Origin of the sequence: Pseudomonas putida (assembly GCF_016406145.1) — a bacterium.
Taxonomy (GTDB): domain Bacteria; phylum Pseudomonadota; class Gammaproteobacteria; order Pseudomonadales; family Pseudomonadaceae; genus Aquipseudomonas; species Aquipseudomonas putida_E.
The window spans coordinates 5,475,420-5,492,192 of record NZ_CP066306.1 but is presented as its reverse complement, the minus strand read 5'-3'; the positions used below and the strand labels follow the sequence as shown (position 1 = coordinate 5,492,192).

The 16,773-nt window shown below is 62.5% G+C and carries 18 protein-coding genes and 1 pseudogene; 9 read left to right on the top strand and 10 right to left on the bottom strand.

What is annotated here, in order from left to right; genetic code table 11:
- Positions 1–6 precede the first annotated feature (6 nt).
- Genes ssuC through JET17_RS25360 form a run of 3 tightly spaced genes read left to right on the top strand, consistent with a single transcriptional unit; the run spans position 7 to position 1,873 of the window.
- Entirely contained in the window at positions 7–804 is a 798-nt protein-coding gene (ssuC, locus tag JET17_RS25370; RefSeq protein ID WP_012316729.1) for an aliphatic sulfonate ABC transporter permease SsuC, read from the top strand.
- Positions 801–1,613, top strand: a complete 813-nt coding sequence (ssuB, locus tag JET17_RS25365) for an aliphatic sulfonates ABC transporter ATP-binding protein (protein ID WP_012316728.1) — start codon at positions 801–803, stop codon at positions 1,611–1,613. Before ssuC ends, ssuB begins: the two co-directional genes overlap by 4 nt.
- Before the next feature lie 44 nt (positions 1,614–1,657).
- Complete coding sequence (locus tag JET17_RS25360; RefSeq protein WP_008095172.1) at positions 1,658–1,873, top strand: TOBE domain-containing protein; 216 nt, start codon at positions 1,658–1,660, stop codon at positions 1,871–1,873.
- Positions 1,874–1,995: 122 nt separating this feature from the next.
- On the opposite strand, the gene JET17_RS25355 is transcribed toward JET17_RS25360, so the two are convergent.
- The 4 genes from JET17_RS25355 to JET17_RS25340 form a co-directional block, all read right to left on the bottom strand.
- A complete protein-coding gene (locus JET17_RS25355) occupies positions 1,996–2,622 on the bottom strand; it encodes a TetR/AcrR family transcriptional regulator (RefSeq protein WP_012316727.1) in 627 nt (208 codons plus the stop codon).
- Positions 2,622–4,199 carry a glutamate--cysteine ligase gene (gene gshA, locus JET17_RS25350; RefSeq protein ID WP_012316726.1) on the bottom strand — a complete coding sequence of 526 codons (1,578 nt, stop codon included), beginning with the start codon at positions 4,197–4,199 and terminating at the stop codon, positions 2,622–2,624. Before gshA ends, JET17_RS25355 begins: the two co-directional genes overlap by 1 nt.
- A 154-nt stretch (positions 4,200–4,353) precedes the next feature.
- Positions 4,354–4,737, bottom strand: coding sequence for a PaaI family thioesterase (locus tag JET17_RS25345; protein ID WP_012316725.1), 384 nt, complete (start codon positions 4,735–4,737; stop codon positions 4,354–4,356).
- Positions 4,737–7,061, bottom strand: a complete 2,325-nt coding sequence (locus JET17_RS25340) for a Tex family protein (RefSeq protein ID WP_012316724.1) — start codon at positions 7,059–7,061, stop codon at positions 4,737–4,739. The genes JET17_RS25345 and JET17_RS25340 overlap by 1 nt, the downstream gene beginning before the upstream one ends.
- A 227-nt stretch (positions 7,062–7,288) precedes the next feature.
- On the opposite strand from JET17_RS25340, the gene ompR reads away from it, so the two are divergent.
- On the top strand, positions 7,289–8,029 hold the full coding sequence (ompR, locus tag JET17_RS25335; RefSeq protein WP_012316723.1) for a two-component system response regulator OmpR: 741 nt from the start codon (positions 7,289–7,291) through the stop codon (positions 8,027–8,029).
- 13 nt (positions 8,030–8,042) lie between these two features.
- Entirely contained in the window at positions 8,043–9,356 is a 1,314-nt protein-coding gene (locus JET17_RS25330; protein WP_012316722.1) for an ATP-binding protein, read from the top strand.
- A 69-nt stretch (positions 9,357–9,425) separates the two neighbouring features.
- Here JET17_RS25330 and rimK read toward each other — a convergent pair whose 3' ends face one another.
- Both rimK and JET17_RS25320 read right to left on the bottom strand, forming a co-directional pair.
- Complete coding sequence (gene rimK / locus JET17_RS25325) at positions 9,426–10,331, bottom strand: 30S ribosomal protein S6--L-glutamate ligase (protein WP_012316721.1); 906 nt, start codon at positions 10,329–10,331, stop codon at positions 9,426–9,428.
- Positions 10,328–10,810 carry an ATP-dependent zinc protease gene (locus JET17_RS25320; RefSeq protein WP_039603122.1) on the bottom strand — a complete coding sequence of 161 codons (483 nt, stop codon included), beginning with the start codon at positions 10,808–10,810 and terminating at the stop codon, positions 10,328–10,330. Before JET17_RS25320 ends, rimK begins: the two co-directional genes overlap by 4 nt.
- A gap of 109 nt (positions 10,811–10,919) precedes the next feature.
- Between JET17_RS25320 and JET17_RS25315 the strand changes: the two genes are divergently transcribed.
- Positions 10,920–11,321, top strand: a complete 402-nt coding sequence (locus tag JET17_RS25315; protein ID WP_012316719.1) for an RNA-binding S4 domain-containing protein — start codon at positions 10,920–10,922, stop codon at positions 11,319–11,321.
- 27 nt (positions 11,322–11,348) lie between these two features.
- On the opposite strand, the gene JET17_RS25310 is transcribed toward JET17_RS25315, so the two are convergent.
- Entirely contained in the window at positions 11,349–12,143 is a 795-nt protein-coding gene (locus JET17_RS25310; RefSeq protein ID WP_012316718.1) for a phosphatase PAP2 family protein, read from the bottom strand.
- 119 nt (positions 12,144–12,262) lie between these two features.
- Between JET17_RS25310 and hslO the strand changes: the two are divergent.
- Positions 12,263–13,164, top strand: a pseudogene (gene hslO, locus JET17_RS25305) (Hsp33 family molecular chaperone HslO).
- Positions 13,165–13,343: 179 nt separating this feature from the next.
- A complete protein-coding gene (locus JET17_RS25300; RefSeq protein ID WP_012316716.1) occupies positions 13,344–14,885 on the top strand; it encodes a phosphoenolpyruvate carboxykinase in 1,542 nt (513 codons plus the stop codon).
- 52 nt (positions 14,886–14,937) lie between these two features.
- On the opposite strand, the gene JET17_RS25295 is transcribed toward JET17_RS25300, so the two are convergent.
- Together JET17_RS25295 and JET17_RS25290 are read right to left on the bottom strand one after the other, a co-directional pair.
- Positions 14,938–15,210: a type II toxin-antitoxin system mRNA interferase toxin, RelE/StbE family gene (locus JET17_RS25295; protein ID WP_012316715.1), complete on the bottom strand. Its 273-nt coding sequence runs from the start codon at positions 15,208–15,210 to the stop codon at positions 14,938–14,940.
- Positions 15,210–15,674, bottom strand: a complete 465-nt coding sequence (locus JET17_RS25290) for a hypothetical protein (RefSeq protein WP_223255173.1) — start codon at positions 15,672–15,674, stop codon at positions 15,210–15,212. The genes JET17_RS25295 and JET17_RS25290 overlap by 1 nt, the downstream gene beginning before the upstream one ends.
- A 101-nt stretch (positions 15,675–15,775) precedes the next feature.
- Here JET17_RS25290 and JET17_RS25285 point away from each other — a divergent pair, with 101 nt between their 5' ends.
- Positions 15,776–16,216: an acyl-CoA thioesterase gene (locus tag JET17_RS25285; protein WP_012316713.1), complete on the top strand. Its 441-nt coding sequence runs from the start codon at positions 15,776–15,778 to the stop codon at positions 16,214–16,216.
- A 54-nt stretch (positions 16,217–16,270) separates the two neighbouring features.
- Here the strand turns inward: JET17_RS25285 and JET17_RS25280 are convergent, their stop codons facing one another.
- Positions 16,271–16,750, bottom strand: coding sequence for a glycine zipper domain-containing protein (locus JET17_RS25280; RefSeq protein WP_012316712.1), 480 nt, complete (start codon positions 16,748–16,750; stop codon positions 16,271–16,273).
- Between the last annotated feature and the right edge of the window lie 23 nt (positions 16,751–16,773).

The window sequence follows — 16,773 nt, the reverse complement described above, 5'->3', positions numbered from 1 at the left end:
GCAGCCATGAGTCGTGCAACGTCCTCCACTCTGACCCAGCGCCTGGCGCCGTGGGCGCTGCCGGTACTGCTGTTGGCTGTCTGGCAGCTGGCGGTCAGTGCTGGCTGGTTGTCGACGCGCATCCTGCCTGCACCCAGCGCCGTAGTCAGCGCCGGTGTCGAGCTGGTACGCAGCGGTGAAATCTGGACGCACCTGGCCATCAGCGGCTGGCGTGCCGGCCTGGGCTTTCTGATCGGTGGCAGCATTGGGCTGGTGCTGGGCTTCATCACAGGCTTGTCGAACTGGGGCGAACGCCTGCTCGACAGCTCGGTGCAGATGATCCGCAACGTGCCGCATCTGGCGCTGATCCCGCTGGTGATCCTGTGGTTCGGTATCGACGAGTCGGCAAAGATCTTCCTGGTCGCGCTGGGCACGCTGTTCCCGATCTACCTGAACACCTATCACGGTATCCGCAACGTCGACCCGGCGCTGGTGGAAATGGCCCGCAGCTATGGCCTGTCCGGCTTCGGCCTGTTCCGCCAGGTGATCCTGCCGGGTGCGCTGCCCTCGATCCTGGTCGGTGTGCGCTTTGCCCTGGGCTTCATGTGGCTGACCCTTATCGTTGCCGAAACCATTTCGGCCAACGCCGGTATCGGTTACCTGGCAATGAATGCCCGTGAATTCCTGCAGACCGACGTGGTTGTCCTGGCCATCGTCCTGTATGCCGTGCTCGGCAAGCTCGCCGACCTCGCCGCCCGTGGCCTGGAACGTGTCTGGTTGCGCTGGCACCCGGCCTACCAAGTCGCCAGGAAGGAGGGCGCATGACCATTCTCAAGGAACAGCCGCCGCGCTTGTTGCGGGGTATCCCGCTGGCCGCCAATGGCCTGCGCAAGACCTTTGGCCAGCGTGAAGTGTTGCGTGGTATCGACCTGCACATTCCGGCCGGCCAGTTCGTTGCCATCGTCGGGCGCAGCGGCTGTGGCAAGAGCACCTTGCTGCGCCTGCTGGCCGGGCTCGACCAGCCCGGCGCCGGTGAGCTTCTGGCCGGTGCCGCACCGCTGGCCGAGGCCCGCGAAGATACCCGCCTGATGTTCCAGGACGCTCGCCTGCTGCCTTGGAAAAAGGTGATCGACAACGTCGGCCTGGGCCTGTCCGGCCACTGGCGCCCCCGTGCGCTGGAAGCACTGGAGGCGGTTGGCCTGGCTGACCGCGCCAATGAATGGCCGGCAGCGCTCTCGGGTGGCCAGAAGCAGCGCGTGGCCCTGGCCCGGGCGCTGATTCATCAGCCACGCCTGCTGCTGCTGGACGAGCCGCTGGGTGCGCTGGATGCCCTGACCCGTATCGAGATGCAGCACCTGATCGAACGCCTGTGGCGTCAGCACGGCTTCACCGTGCTGCTGGTCACCCATGACGTCAACGAAGCCATTGCCGTGGCCGACCGGGTGATCCTTATCGAGGACGGCGCAGTCGGCCTGGACCTCAACGTCGATCTGGCACGGCCAAGGGTGCGTGGTTCGCACCGTCTGGCCGCGCTGGAAAGCGAAGTGCTCAACCGTGTTCTGTCGGCCCCGGGCACTGCGCCCGAGCCGGACCCTGTAGCCCCTCTGCCCACGCAACTGCGTTGGGCGCACTGAATGACTCACTTACCAGACTGAAGCCATAGAGAAGGAAGCACATCATGACTATCAAAGCCATCAACGTCCGCAACCAGTTCAAAGGCACCGTGAAAGAAATCCTCGAAGGCCCGGTATTGTCGGAAATCGATGTGCAGACCGCCTCCGGCATCGTCACCTCGGTGATCACCACCCGCTCTGTGAAGGAGCTGGAACTGCAGGTGGGCAGTGAAGTGATCGCTTTTGTGAAATCGACTGAAGTGTCCATCGCCAAGCTGTGATGTGGGCATTTGGGGCTGCTTTGCAGCCCTTTCGCGACACAAGGCCGCTCCTACAGGGGAACGCGATTTCCTGTAGGAGCGGCCTTGTGTCGCGAAAGGGCCGCAGGGCGGCCCCAGCAAGATCAGCGTTTAGTAAGAAACGGCGGCAGGTACAAGCCCAGGTACGCCTCGAACACCCGCTTGCCTTCCTCGGCCATGCGCGGGGTAATCGCCTCGTGCAACTGTACCGAGCGCGCATACACCCGGTCGCTCAACTCCATGGCCAGTGCAAACACATCCACGTCCGCAGGCATTACCGGCAACCGGAAATGCTGGTCGAACAGTTTGTGCATCAACTCACCCAGCTCCATGTCGTGCTGCCGGTCCGCCTGCACCACTTCGCTCAGGCCATGCTGGGCCAGGATCAGCTGACGCGCTGCAGCATCCTCGTTGTAGATGTCGAGCATGCGCTGTTCGATCAACCGTGAAAGCTCATGCCAGGTGCCAAGCGCGCTGCTGTCTATCGGTGCGCTCAACGCCTCGCGAAAAGCCCGGTGCACATCGGCCGTCAGCGCTTCGAGCAGTGCCGGCACGCTGGCAAAGAAGTGATACACCGACGAGGGTGGAATCTGCGCCCGTTCGGCCACGCTGTAGATCGACAATGCTGCCACCCCTTGCTCGGCCAACAGCTCGCGCGCCGCCGCCAGGATCGCCGCGATCCTGGCCTGGCTGCTGGCGCGCGGCTTGCGCGGGGTGGTGCTGCGGGTCATCAGTTGCTGATCGCCAGGATGCTGGCCTGATAGGCGCCGACGAACAGGTCGAAGTCGCCGACCTCTTCCTGCTCTAGGCGCGACTGCTCGGCCAGCGAATTGCGGGCGAGGGTCTCGTAGGCTTGCTGGCGTTCTGTGGGCAGCGGTTGTTCACGGAACGTTTCAGCGTGCAGGCGGCTCTGGCGCAGAGAGAACTGGATGAAGCTTTCCTCATGCTCGCCCATGCGCGCAAGCACTTGGGCCGATGGCGTCAGCGAAGCGTCGTCGACTTTGGCCTGCTGTGCGGCCAGGGCTTTGGCATGTTCGTCGCCGCCCTGGGCGCGATCGAGCAGCTCAGCCAGCTGGCCGATGCGCCCAAGCAAGTCGCTGGCCCAGGCTTTCAGCTCGATCGGGTGCCCGTCACGGCGCAGCTCAAGGCCTGGGCGACGGCCTTCCTTGACTACGGTCAGGAAGTTGTCGGTGCACTGGCCGCATTCGCCATTGTCCAGCAGCGGGCTGTCTTCCAGGGCACAGAACAGCAGGAACGCATCGAGGAAGCGCGCCTCGGTCAGGTCGATGCCTACCGGCAGGAACGGGTTGATGTCCAGGCAGCGTACCTCGACATACTGTACGCCGCGTGAGGTCAGGGCCTGGATCGGCCGCTCGCCGGTGTAGGTGACACGCTTGGGGCGGATGTTCGAGTAGTACTCGTTCTCGATCTGCAGGATGTTGGTGTTCAACTGCACCCATTCGCCGTCGACGTGCGTGCCGATCTCGACGTAGGGCGGGTAGGGCGTGCCCACCGCCTTGCGCAGGCTGTCGGTATAGCTGGCCAGGTTGTTGTAGCAGGGAGTGAGGCCGGCCTGAGCATTGCTCTGGTAACCCAGGTCGCTCATGCGCAGGCTGGTGGCGTAGGGCAGGTACAGGGTTTCGGCGTCGAGCTCTTCGAGCTGGTGCGGGCGGCCGCGCAGGAAGCCTTTGTCCAGGGCTGGCGAGGCACCGAACAGGTACATCAGCAGCCAGCTGTAACGGCGGAAATTGCGGATCAGCGCAATGTACGCCGCCGACTGGTAGTCGCGGTCGCTCTGCTCGTTGCCATCGCTGGCGCGTAGCAGCGGCCACAGCGCTTCAGGCAACGAGAAGTTGTAGTGGATGCCGGCGATGCACTGCATGGTGCGGCCGTAGCGCAGGGCCAGGCCCTTGCGGTAGACGTGCTTGAGCTTGCCGATGTTCGAGGCCCCGTACTCGGCGATCGGGATGTCCTCCTCGGCCGGGAGTGTGCACGGCATCGACGGGCTCCACAGCAATTCGTCGCCAAGCTTGCTGTAGACGAAGCGGTGGGTTTGCTCGAGGCTTTCCAGCACCTGGGCCGGGTCGGGCAGAGCCGGGGTGATGAATTCCAGCAGCGACTCGGAATAATCGGTGGTGATCTGCTCGTTGGTCAGCGCCGAACCCAGGCTTTCCGGATGCGGGGTCTGAGCCAGGCGACCTTCGTCGGTGACGCGCAGGCATTCACGCTCAATACCGTGCAGGCACTGCTTGAGCAGGGGGAGATTGGCGCCGAGCAGGCTCAGGCGGCGGTTGAGGAGGTCGCTCAAGATGGTTTCCTTCACGCATCAGTCGCCCCAATATGGGGGTAGAGTTGACGGTCTACAAGGGTAGGAGGAAAGGAACTGGCGTTGTCGCCTGGTTTACGCGGTTACGGCAGTGCCAGCGCACTGCCGCAAAATACCGCAGATACCGTTTGGTGAGCTAGAGAACCGCGAAGGTTCCCTGCGCTTTGGCGACCAGTTTGTCGCCTTGGACTACGTCGGCGTCGACCACCAGGGTGCGGCGCCCGGCGTGCAGCACCCGCGCTGTGCACAGTACCTCGCCGTCACCGACCGCACGCATGTAGTTGATCTTGCATTCGATGGTCACGCTCTGCTGGTCGAAACCATGGCTGGCCGAGCAGGCCAGGCCCATGGCGATGTCCACCAGGCTGAAAATGGCCCCGCCGTGCAGCTTCTGGCCGCGGTTGCGCAGGTGCGGCTCAAGCGCCAGTGCCACCTCTGCCACGCCCGTGTCAAGGCGTTGCAGGCGGCAGCCCAGCAGCTGGCTGTAGGCGCTTTCAACGAGCTCTTTGGGGATCTCCATCACTTCTTTTTCAACTGCTTGGCGTTGGCAAAGAGCGCAGCCATGGCGTTGTTCGCCGGGGCGGCGCTAGCGGTTTCGCGCTGGCGTGGTGCCTGCTGCTGACGGTTGCCGCCATTGCCACGGTTGCCGCCACGGTTGCCTTCGACTTTTTCGCCCGGGGTATCGCTCATGCGCATGGACAGGCCGACACGCTTGCGCGGGATGTCCACTTCCATGACCTTGACCTTGACTACGTCACCGGCCTTGACCGCTTCGCGCGGGTCCTTGACGAACTTCTCGGACAGCGCCGAGATATGCACCAGGCCGTCCTGATGCACGCCGATGTCGACGAACGCGCCGAAGTTGGTGACGTTGGTGACCACGCCTTCGAGAATCATGCCGGGCTCCAGGTCCTTGAGGTCTTCGACGCCGTCCTGGAAGGTGGCGGTCTTGAACTCGGGACGGGGGTCACGGCCGGGCTTGTCCAGTTCCTGGAGGATGTCGGTGACGGTGGGCAGGCCGAAGGTTTCATCGGTGAACTGCTTTGGGTCCAGGCGCTTGAGGAAGCCGCTGTCGCCGATGAGCGAGCGGATGTCACGGCCGGTGTCGGCGGCGATGCGTTTCACCAGCGGGTAGGCCTCGGGGTGCACGGCGGAGGCATCCAGCGGGTTGTCGCCGTTCATTACGCGCAGGAAGCCCGCGGCCTGTTCGAAGGTTTTCTCACCCAGGCGGCTGACCTTCTTGAGTGCGGCACGGGTGGCGAACGGGCCATTGGCGTCGCGGTGCGCGACGATGTTCTGCGCCAGGGTAGCGTTGAGGCCGGAGATGCGGGTCAGCAGCGCGACCGAAGCGGTGTTGACGTCCACGCCCACGGCGTTCACACAGTCCTCGACCACCGCGTCCAGGCCGCGTGCCAGCTTCACCTGGGATACATCGTGCTGGTACTGGCCGACACCGATGGATTTGGGGTCGATCTTCACCAGTTCTGCCAGCGGGTCCTGCAGGCGGCGGGCAATCGACACGGCGCCACGAATCGACACGTCCAGGTCAGGGAATTCACGGGCAGCCAGCTCCGATGCCGAGTACACCGACGCACCGGCTTCGGAGACCATGATCTTGGTGATCTTCAGCGCCGGGTATTTTTTAACCAGCTCGGCGATCAGTTTGTCGCTCTCGCGGCTGGCGGTGCCGTTGCCAATGGCAATCAGCTCCACCGAGTGTTTGGCGCAAAGTGCGGCCAGTACCGATATCGTGCGGTCCCAGTCGTTGCGCGGTGCGTGCGGATAGACCGTAGCCGTGTCCAGCAGCTTGCCGGTGGCATCGACCACCGCGACCTTGCAGCCGGTACGCAGGCCCGGGTCGAAGCCCAGAGTGGCACGCGGGCCGGCCGGGGCGGCCAGCAGCAAGTCGTGCAGGTTGTGGGCGAAGACGTTGATCGCCTCGCTTTCGGCATTGTCGCGCAACTCACCGAACAGGTCGGTTTCCAGGTGGGTGTACAGCTTGACCTTCCAGGTCCAGCGCACCACCTCGCCCAGCCACTTGTCAGCCGGCCGGTTGCGGTTTTCCACGCCGAAGTGGCTGCCAATCATCATTTCGCACGGGTGCAGGGTGCCCGGCAGCTCTTCGCCAACCTTCAGCGATGCGCTCAGCACGCCTTCGTTACGGCCGCGGAAAATGGCCAGTGCACGGTGCGACGGGCAAGTGCGCAATAGTTCGTCATGGGCGAAATAATCGCGGAACTTGGCGCCTTCCTCTTCTTTGCCCGCCACCACACGGGCGCTGAGCACCGCTTCCTGCTTGAGGAAGTTGCGCAGCTTGTCGAGCAGGGCAGCGTCTTCGGCGAAGCGCTCCATGAGGATGTACTTGGCGCCTTCGAGGGCGGCCTTGACGTCGGCGACACCCTTGTCGGCATCGACGAAGCGCGCGGCTTCGCTTTCCGGCGCCAGTTGCGGGTCGTTGAACAGGCCGTCGGCCAGCTCGCCCAGGCCGGCTTCCAGGGCGATCTGGCCCTTGGTGCGGCGCTTTTGCTTGTACGGCAGGTAAAGGTCTTCGAGGCGGGTCTTGGTGTCGGCCAGCTTGATCTCGCGGGCCAGCTCAGGGGTCAGCTTGCCCTGTTCCTCGATGCTGGACAGGATGCTCGCACGGCGCTCGTCCAGCTCGCGCAGGTAGCGCAGGCGCTCTTCCAGGTGGCGCAACTGGGTGTCGTCCAGGCTACCGGTCACTTCCTTGCGGTAACGGGCGATGAAGGGCACGGTAGAGCCTTCGTCCAACAGGCCCACGGCCGCCTCGACCTGCTGAGGGCGTACGCCCAGTTCCTCGGCGATACGGCTGTTGATGCTGTCCATGTAAACCACCTGACAATTGTGAATACGGGGGCTGCGAGGCGCTTGTTCCGCCCGGCGGCGCTGGAGAAAGCCGCGCATTATACCCATCGGAGAAGGCTTGCGGTGATGGCGCCAGGCCAGTCGCAGAGGCCGGGAAGTGGCGCCGGGGGAAAAATCTGCTAACAATGCTCACGGCACGCGTGGCAATGGCTACGCCATAATGCGCGGCGATCTCAGAGGAGTTATTCATGACCGGCACCGCAAACACCGCTGAAGGTGACAAGATTCTCATCGTCGACGACGATCCGGGGCTCAGCAGCCTGCTGGAACGTTTCTTCACCAGCAAGGGCTACCGTGCCCGCGCGGTGCCCAACACCGAACAGATGGATCGCCTGCTGCAGCGCGAGGTATTCAACCTGGTGGTGCTCGACCTGATGCTGCCGGGCGAGGATGGCTTGTCCGCGTGCAAGCGCCTGCGCCAGTCGAACAACCAGATCCCGATCATCATGCTCACCGCCAAGGGTGACGAACTCAGCCGCATCAAGGGGCTTGAGCTGGGCGCTGACGATTACCTCGGCAAGCCGTTCAACCCGGACGAGCTGATGGCGCGGGTCAAGGCCGTGCTGCGCCGTCAGGCACCTACGGTACCGGGCGCCCCGGGCAGCGAGGACGAGTCGGTCACCTTCGGCGATTACGAGCTGTCGCTGGCCACCCGTGAACTCAAGCGTGGTGAAGAAGTGCACATGCTCACCACCGGTGAATTCGCCGTGCTCAAGGCCCTGGTCATGCACGCCCGTGAGCCGTTGACCCGCGACAAGCTGATGAACCTGGCCCGTGGCCGTGAGTGGGATGCACTGGAGCGTTCGATCGACGTGCAGATTTCGCGCCTGCGCCGCATGATCGAGCCGGACCCGTCCAAACCGCGGTATATCCAGACTGTGTGGGGCGTAGGTTACGTCTTCGTACCGGACGGAAACGCCAGCAAATGAAGCCTGGCCTTCGATGAAAACTCCGGTCTGGTTCCCGCAAAGCTTCTTCGCCCGTACCCTGTGGCTGGTGCTGATCGTTGTCCTGTTCTCCAAGGCGCTGACCCTGGTCTACCTGCTGATGAACGAGGACGTGCTGGTCGATCGACAGTACAGCCATGGTGTGGCGCTGACGCTGCGCGCCTATTGGGCGGCCGATGAAGAAAACCGCGACAAGATTGCCGAAGCCGCAGGCCTGATCCGGGTGACCGGCTCCGGCGTGCCGGAGGGCGAGCAGCACTGGCCCTACAGCGAAATCTATCAACGGCAGATGCAGGCCGAGCTGGGCGAAGATACCGAAGTGCGCTTGCGCATCCACGCACCGCCTGCGTTGTGGGTCAACGCGCCGAGCCTCGGCCCGGGCTGGCTGAAAGTGCCGCTTTATCCGCACCCGTTGCGTGGCCAGAAAATCTGGAACGTACTTGGCTGGTTCCTGGCCATCGGCCTGTTGTCCACCGCTTCGGCGTGGATCTTCGTGCGCCAGCTCAACCAGCCGCTCAAGCGTCTGGTGTTCGCTGCCCGTCAGTTGGGCCAGGGCCGCAGTGTACGTCTGCCGATCAGTGATACGCCGAGCGAAATGACCGAGGTGTATCGCGCGTTCAACCAGATGGCCGAGGATGTCGAGCAGGCCGGGCGTGAGCGCGAGCTGATGCTGGCGGGTGTGTCCCACGATTTGCGCACGCCACTGACGCGCCTGCGGCTGTCGCTGTCCTTGCTGAACAGTGACAACGACCTGAGCGACGACATGGTCCGCGACATCGAGGACATGGATGCGATTCTTGACCAGTTCCTGGCCTTCATTCGCGATGGCCGCGACGAGCCGCTGGAGGAGGTAGACCTGGCCGACCTGGTGCGCGAGGTGGTGGCGCCCTACAACCAGCCGCAAGAGCGTGTGCGTTTGTGCCTGGAGCCTATTCCGCCATTCCCGCTGCGCAGGGTTTCACTCAAGCGCATGCTGGGCAACCTGATCGGTAACGCGCTGCATCATGCGGGCAAGGGGGTCGAGGTGGCCGCCTATGTGTCGGGCGACGAGAGCGCGCCTTATGTGGTGCTGAGCGTGCTGGACCGGGGGGCAGGGATCGATGAGTCGGAGCTGGAGACCATCTTCAACCCGTTCATTCGTGGGGACCGGGCGCGGGGTGGCAAGGGCACCGGGTTGGGGCTGGCGATCGTTAAGCGGATCGCCGCCCAGCATGGCGGTAATGTCGAGTTGCGCAACCGGTCCGGGGGCGGGATCGAGGCGCGGGTAAGGTTGCCGTTGGGGCTTTTGCTACCGCGTAATGCGGTTTGAGCCTTCGCTGTCAGTGATGGCCCTATCGCCGGCTTGCCGGCGATGGGGCTGCACGGCAGCCCCAAACCCTCAGCCTTTGCCCTTGGTTCGGGTCTGATTCGGCCCGCCATTTTTCTCCAGATGCTCGATGATCATCCCGGCCACGTTCTTGCCGGTTGTCACCTCGATACCTTCCAGGCCCGGTGAAGAGTTCACCTCCATCACTAGCGGCCCGTGGTTGGAGCGCAGAATATCCACCCCCGCCACGCTCAGGCCCATCACCTTGGCCGCACGAATGGCGGTTATCCGCTCTTCAGGCGTGATCTTGATCAGGCTGGCCACACCGCCGCGATGCAGGTTGGAGCGAAACTCGCCTGGCTTGGCCTGGCGCTTCATCGAAGCAATCACCTTGTCGCCCACCACGAAGCAGCGGATATCGGCACCGCCGGCCTCCTTGATGTATTCCTGAACCATGATGTTCTGCTTCAGGCCCATGAACGCTTCGATCACTGACTCGGCCGCTTGGGTTGTCTCGCACAACACCACGCCGATCCCTTGCGTGCCCTCCAGCACCTTGATGACCAGCGGGGCGCCATTGACCATCTGGATCAGGTCGGGGATGTCGTCCGGCGAGTGGGCGAACCCGGTAATGGGCAGGCCGATGCCGCGCCGGGACAGCAACTGCAACGAACGCAGCTTGTCACGCGAACGGGCGATGGCCACCGACTCGTTGAGCGGGTAAACGCCCATCATCTCGAACTGGCGCAGCACCGCGCATCCGTAGAACGTCACTGAGGCGCCGATGCGCGGGATCACTGCATCGAAACCCTCCAGCGGCTTGCCGCGGTAATGGATCTGCGGCTTGTGGCTGGCTATGTTCATGTAGGCCCGCAGGGTGTCGATCACCACCATTTCGTGGCCACGCTGAGTGCCGGCTTCGACCAGCCGGCGGGTGGAATACAGACGCGGATTGCGCGACAGCACAGCGATCTTCATGCAGCACCTGTGACAGGAGATAGGGTGGCCGGGTAGGCCGGTTTGTCTTGCACGTACTTGAGCCCGGGGTTGACCACCAACTGGCCGTGAATGAGTGCCTTGGAGCCGAGCAGCAGGCGATAGCGCATGTTCTTGCGGCAGGCCAGGGTGAACTCTACCTCCCAGACGCCATCGCCCAACGCCAACGAGGTGCGGATCACGTAACGGGTCTGCGCATGGCCGTTGGAGCTCTTGATGGTCTTCATGGTGACCAGCGGGGCTTCGCAGCGGCGGTGGCGCAATTGCACGATCGAGCCCAGGTGGGCCGTAAAGCGCACCCATGGCTGGCCGTCGCGCTCGAAGGGCTCCACCTCGGTGGCATGCAGGCTGGAGGTGCTGGCACCGGTATCGATCTTGGCGCGCAGGCCCGCCACACCGAGGTCGGGCAAGGCGACCCACTCGCGCAGGCCGATTACAGTCAGATGGTCAAATGTCTTCACGAAGCACACCCTGCGAATGAGGTGGTGAACTGTAAGCACGGCGGGGACTTTTTGCATCCGTCAGTTACGGTAGTACAGTTCGATGAAAGACAGAATTCGAGGCAACGGGATGGCACACAAAGCGGAAGAAGACGACAAGGTACGCCTGGACAAATGGTTATGGGCGGCGCGGTTCTACAAGACCCGTGCGCTGGCCAAGGCCGCCATCGAGAGTGGCAAGGTGCATTGCCGTGGCGAGCGTTGCAAACCCGGTAAAGAGCCGCGGGTGGGTGATGAGTTCGTGCTGCGTACCGGTTTCGACGAGCGCACCGTGGTAGTCAAGGCGCTGTCGGTGGTACGCCGGGGCGCGCCTGAAGCGCAGGCCCTGTATGCAGAAACCGAGGAGAGTGTGCGCCGCCGCGAGCAGGCAGCCGAGCTGCGCAAGGCCGGGGCCATGGGCGTGACCACCGACGGCCGGCCGAACAAGAAGCAGCGGCGGCAGATTCACCAGCTGCACGGCAATTTTGATTGAATGGGGCTGCGCAGCAGCCCCAGCCGTCTAGCGGACCACCGCCAGGCGCCCGACCAACGGTAGCCTGGCAGCGAGGGCAAACAAAGGCGCCGTCCACCGCACCAGCAATGCGCTACCTTTGGCCGCCAGCGGCGTATGGCAGCTCCAGCCCAACGCTAGGACTGCCATCAGCAAGCCACCGATGTAGTCATCCTGCCCCCAGTGCGCGCCTGCGACCAGGCGCGGCAGCATGAACAGCAACGCCAGGCACCAGATCACGAGGTGCTGGACCAGGCGCCGGCTGAACAGGCTCATGAACAAGGCCCAGATCAGCAATACCGAGGCGTGGTCGCCCGGGAAACTGTTGCTGGAACGGTCTTTCAGCTCCCATGCCTTCTCAAGGTTCGGGTAGTAGTCGCTCAGGTGCACAACGTTGGTGAATACCATTGATGGGCTGTCATGCTGCCAGCCCATTGCATCTACCCACTTGGAAAACAGCGCGCGAATCACCACTAAGAGGATCAGCGTAACCAAAAAGCCGAAGAAGGCTTCACGCACCTGGCTGGCTTTGAACACCCAGTCGCCCCGAATCAGCACGGCCAGAAGGACCAGGCCAACGACGATGTCGAAGGGGCGCAGGCTGCCGATGGTCCAGATATAGCGCCAGGTGGTGTTGTCGGCCAGGGGTGCATTGAGGCTTTGGAACAGCCATTCGTCGAAAGTCAGGCACAGGATCTGGCCAAAGGGCCATAACCAGAAACACAGTAGAGCGATGGGCAGCAAAGTGCAGGCTGCCAAGGGGCCCCAAGACCACCTTGCTTTTAACAGTGGTCGATTGTCCATAAAATACCTCTATTGCAATCAGGAATCGGAGCGCCTTGTGAGCGCTCTGTCACGGGAACTCGCGAGTGTTCGACATCCCGTGTAACCATTTTGTCATCATTTCTAGATAGCCAAAACCTATGAGCGATTTGCCGGATACCGATTTCACCCAACGTTTCATCTTCGACGACCGCGATATTCGCGGCGAGTGGGTGGCACTCGTTATGACAGCTACGCCGCGGTGTTGGCTCGTCATGCATACCCACAGCCCGTTGCCACATTGCTCGGTGAGCTGATGGCCGCTACCTCGCTGTTGGTGGGCGCGCTGAAGTTCGACGGCCTGCTGATCCTGCAGGCGCGTTCTGCTGGCCCCATCCCCCTGCTGATGGTGGAGTGCTCGGGCGAGCGCGACATCCGCGGCATGGCGCGTTACGAAGCGGACCAGATAGCAGCCGACGCGACCCTGGCTCAGCTGATGCCCGACGGCCATCTGACCCTGACCATCGACCCGGTCAAAGGCCAGCGCTACCAGGGTACCGTCGAGCTCGACGGCAAAAACCTGTCCGAGTGCTTCACCAACTACTTCGTGCAGTCTCAGCAGCTCAACACGCGCTTCTGGCTCAACGCCGAAGGCGGCAAGGCTCGCGGCCTGTTGCTGCAGCAGTTGCCGGTGGATCGCCAGCGTGACGAAGAAGAGCGCGAGGACAGCTGGCAGCATGTGATTGCCCTGGCCAACACCCTCAAGCCGCAGGAGTGGGCCGAGGCCAACGAAACCTTGCTGCACCGCCTCTATCATGAAGACGCGGTACGCCTGTTCGATATCCAGCCGCTGCGCTTCAAATGCAGCTGCTCGCGCGAACGTTCCGGCAATGCGCTGGTCAGTCTTGGCGAGCAGGATGCCAAGCAGCTGGTTGAGGAGTGCGGGGGCAAGGTCGAGATCGATTGCCAGTTCTGCAACGAGCGTTATTTCTTCGATGCCAGCGATGTGGCACAACTGTTTGCCGGTGGTGGCACTGACACGGCGTCAGAAACTCGCCACTGAAACGTTTAATTTCAGGGAAATCTCCTGTCGAATTGCGCAAAAGGGCAGTTACGACAGGAGGGGCCTACTTTTTTTGGGCGTTTCTGGCATAATCCGGCCACTTTTTTCGCTGTAGTAGTTTTTTACAGACAACTACAAAACGTTTGGAGCACTCGGCCTCGGGCCGGATGGGGTATCTCATGACGCAAGCCAACAACACCGTGTACACCGACCTGAGCGTCGATGAGCTGGTAAAAGAAGCGCTGCAACGCGGTGAAGGCGTGCTAGCCGATACCGGCGCACTGGTCGTCGAGACCGGGCACCGTACTGGCCGTTCGCCGGCTGACCGTTTCATCGTCGAAGAACCTTCCACCCAGGACGCCATCGCCTGGGGCCCGATCAACCGCAAGTTCCCGGCCGACAAGTTCGATGCCCTGTGGGACCGCGTCGAGGCGTTCAACAACGCCCAGGATCACTTCGTTTCCTACGTTCACGTAGGGGCTGCCGCCGAGCACTACCTGCCGGTGAAGATGACCACCCAGACCGCCTGGCAGAACCTGTTCGGCCGTTGCCTGTTCATCAACCCTGAGCAGTTCAACCCGGCAGGCCGCGACCAGTGGCAGGTCCTCAACGTTGCCAACTTCGAGTGCGTGCCTGAGCGTGACGGCACCAACTCCGACGGTTGCGTCATCATCAACTTCGCCGCCAAGAAAGTGCTGATCGCGGGCATGCGTTATGCCGGCGAAATGAAGAAAGCCATGTTCTCGGTGCAGAACTTCCTGCTGCCGGCTGCCGACGTGCTGCCAATGCACTGCGCTGCCAACATCGGTGAAGAAGGCGACGTCACCCTGTTCTTCGGCCTGTCCGGCACCGGCAAGACCACCCTGTCGGCTGACGAGAGCCGTTACCTGATCGGTGACGACGAGCACGGTTGGGGCGAAGGCGTTGTCTTCAACATGGAAGGCGGCTGCTACGCCAAGTGCATCGACCTGTCCGAGAAGAACGAGCCGGTCATCTGGAAAGCCATCAAGCATGGCGCCGTGCTGGAAAACGTCGTCCTGGACGGCAACAAGCACGCCGACTACGCCGATGTTAGCCTGACCCAGAACAGCCGCGCCGCCTACCCGCTGGAGCACGTCGCCAAGCGCGCCGAAGCCAACCTGGGTGGCGAGCCTAACGCAGTCATCTTCCTGACCTGCGACCTGACCGGTGTTCTGCCGCCAGTTTCGATCCTGAACAACGAGCAGGCGGCCTACCACTTCCTGTCGGGCTACACCGCGCTGGTCGGTTCCACCGAAATGGGTTCGGGCGGCGGCATCAAGTCGACCTTCTCCACCTGCTTCGGCGCACCGTTCTTCCCGCGCCCGGCTGGCGAATACGCCGAGCTGCTGATCAAGCGTATCAACGCCTTCGGCTCCAAGGTCTACCTGGTCAACACTGGCTGGACCGGTGGTGGCTATGGCGTCGGCAAGCGTTTCAGCATCCCGACCACCCGTGGCGTGATTGCTGCCATCCAGAGCGGCGCCCTGGTAGGTACCGAGACCGAGCACCTGGACATCATCAACCTGGACGTGCCGAAGGCCGTTCCGGGCGTCGAAACCGAGCTGCTCAACCCGCGCAACACCTGGGCTGACAAAGCTGCCTACGACGAAGCTGCAAAAGGCCTGGCCAAGCTGTTCACTGAAAACTTCAAGAAGTTCGAAGTGTCCGACGCCATCAAGGCTGCCGGCCCACAGCTGTAAGCTGTCGCCGGTTGCAACGAGAAAGCCGCCCCCAAGGGGCGGCTTTTGTGTTTCAGGGCCATTGCTGCCTTGCATGCAGGATGCGGATGATTTCCACGGCTTCCCTTGTAATCCGATAGACCATCACGTAGTTGGGGTGGATGATGATTTCCCGGGTCCCCGGATAGCGCCCGGGTTTGTACATGGAAGGAGTCTGCGCAGCGAGCCTGGCTTTTTCGGCAAATTTTTCGTCTAGTGAAATGGCGGCAGCGGGATTGTCCTGGGCTATATGGTCCATAATGCGAAAGCGATCATTGCGGGCCATCTCACGCCAAGCCAGGCGCATCAGCGGACTCTGGCTTTGAGTTCGCTGCGGCGAGCCGCGAACAGCAGCTCTGCTTCTTCATCCTCCATCGCGGGCGACGAATCATTCAGGCTTGCTTCGACTTGTTCTGCGAACCACGCCTCGTAAGCGGCTGCTTCATGAGCCCGCTTCAACGCTTGAGCGCGATCAGGACGTTGGTAAGTGCTCATCAGGCCAGGGTCAAAGGCTGAGGTGTCCACCTCGAAATGGTCGATGCCCATCTCACGCAGGTAGATGACCAAGGTTTCAAACTTTTTGAAAAGCCTTACATTGCCGCTACGTTGGGCAATCAGCAGGTGCTCTTGCTGATTGATATCGACCTGGATGGCCCAGCCACCTGGCTGGCCGACGATGTGCGTAGCGTTGATTCGGCCTGATTCCACCAGTCGGCTCAAGTTGGCATGATCTAATTGATGAGTTGGCATCGGTGTCTTTCTCAGTTTCATCAGATACACCATGGTATGCAATCTATAGTTGATTGCGACTATAGTCCTTCCTGTCTTGGTGTGGGAAGCTTCCTCACGGTGTAACCAATTGTGGATATCTCATGACCGAATCCCCTCAGCGCAGCGCGTTCTCCCACTTCCACCCCATCCTCACCCGCCCCCAGGACAACGACCATAACGGCCACATTGCCGGTGCCACGGTGCATGGTTTCTTCGAAACCGCCATTCAGGCCTTTCTGGTCGAGCAAGCTGAATTCGACCTGCGTGAAGGTGAGCTGGCGGCGTTCGTGGTCAGTTCGGCAGCAGACTTTTTCGCGCTGCCGGGCTTTCCGGACGTTCTAGAGGTGGGTCTGGGCGTAACTCGCCTTGCAGGCAGCACGGTGGAGTACCGGCTGGCGCTGTATCGCCCGGGGGAGGCCGATGCTTGTGCAGCAGGGACCGTGGTGCAGGTGTTCATCGAGCGAGCCAGCGGCCGGCCGGTACCGCTGCCGGAGGCGCTGCAAGTCATTTTGTCGGGCCTGCAGCTCGGTCCGCAGGCATGAAAAAGCCCCGCTGGTGAGGGCGGGGCTTTTGCTGCCTGAGGATGGTCTCAGGTATCAGTCGCGCCAGTGGCGCTTGTGCTTGCGGTGGCCGTAGTGGCGGCCACGGTCGTAATGACGGCGGTCGTCGTAGCCGCGACGGTAGCGGCGGTCGTCGTGACGGTCGTCATCATCGGCCTTGTTGCCCAGGTAGTTACCGAGCGCGCCACCGGCGCCGCCGCCTGCGGCTGCACCAATGTAGCTGCCGGTGGTACCGCCCACCGAGCGACCGACCACGTTACCGCCTGCAGCGCCCAGTGCGCCGCCGATAGCGGCCTCACCACGCTGGCGCTTGTCGGCACCCAGGGCACCACCGGCCGCACCGCCCAGGCCGGCACCAATGGCGCCGCCAGTGCTACCACCGATGGAGTTGCCCACTACGGAGCCGAGTACCCCACCCAATGCGCCGCCAATGCCGGCCTCGGTATTGCCACCGGCCATGGCAACGCCGCTGAGCAAGCTGAAAGACAACAACAGAATCGAGGAGTACTTCTTCATCAAGAGAGCCTCATAAGGATGAC

What these genes read in the sequence shown, in the direction of transcription:
- JET17_RS25280 (WP_012316712.1), bottom strand. Translation starts at nt 16,750, where the DNA reads ATGAAGAAGTACTCCTCGATTCTGTTGTTGTCTTTCAGCTTGCTCAGC.
- ompR (WP_012316723.1), top strand. Translation starts at nt 7,289, where the DNA reads ATGACCGGCACCGCAAACACCGCTGAAGGTGACAAGATTCTCATCGTC.
- JET17_RS25340 (WP_012316724.1), bottom strand. Translation starts at nt 7,061, where the DNA reads ATGGACAGCATCAACAGCCGTATCGCCGAGGAACTGGGCGTACGCCCT.
- JET17_RS25290 (WP_223255173.1), bottom strand. Translation starts at nt 15,674, where the DNA reads ATGAAACTGAGAAAGACACCGATGCCAACTCATCAATTAGATCATGCC.
- ssuB (WP_012316728.1), top strand. Translation starts at nt 801, where the DNA reads ATGACCATTCTCAAGGAACAGCCGCCGCGCTTGTTGCGGGGTATCCCG.
- JET17_RS25310 (WP_012316718.1), bottom strand. Translation starts at nt 12,143, where the DNA reads ATGGACAATCGACCACTGTTAAAAGCAAGGTGGTCTTGGGGCCCCTTG.
- JET17_RS25345 (WP_012316725.1), bottom strand. Translation starts at nt 4,737, where the DNA reads ATGGAGATCCCCAAAGAGCTCGTTGAAAGCGCCTACAGCCAGCTGCTG.
- JET17_RS25360 (WP_008095172.1), top strand. Translation starts at nt 1,658, where the DNA reads ATGACTATCAAAGCCATCAACGTCCGCAACCAGTTCAAAGGCACCGTG.
- JET17_RS25330 (WP_012316722.1), top strand. Translation starts at nt 8,043, where the DNA reads ATGAAAACTCCGGTCTGGTTCCCGCAAAGCTTCTTCGCCCGTACCCTG.
- rimK (WP_012316721.1), bottom strand. Translation starts at nt 10,331, where the DNA reads ATGAAGATCGCTGTGCTGTCGCGCAATCCGCGTCTGTATTCCACCCGC.
- JET17_RS25285 (WP_012316713.1), top strand. Translation starts at nt 15,776, where the DNA reads ATGACCGAATCCCCTCAGCGCAGCGCGTTCTCCCACTTCCACCCCATC.
- JET17_RS25300 (WP_012316716.1), top strand. Translation starts at nt 13,344, where the DNA reads ATGACGCAAGCCAACAACACCGTGTACACCGACCTGAGCGTCGATGAG.
- JET17_RS25355 (WP_012316727.1), bottom strand. Translation starts at nt 2,622, where the DNA reads ATGACCCGCAGCACCACCCCGCGCAAGCCGCGCGCCAGCAGCCAGGCC.
- JET17_RS25295 (WP_012316715.1), bottom strand. Translation starts at nt 15,210, where the DNA reads ATGCGCCTGGCTTGGCGTGAGATGGCCCGCAATGATCGCTTTCGCATT.
- JET17_RS25315 (WP_012316719.1), top strand. Translation starts at nt 10,920, where the DNA reads ATGGCACACAAAGCGGAAGAAGACGACAAGGTACGCCTGGACAAATGG.
- ssuC (WP_012316729.1), top strand. Translation starts at nt 7, where the DNA reads ATGAGTCGTGCAACGTCCTCCACTCTGACCCAGCGCCTGGCGCCGTGG.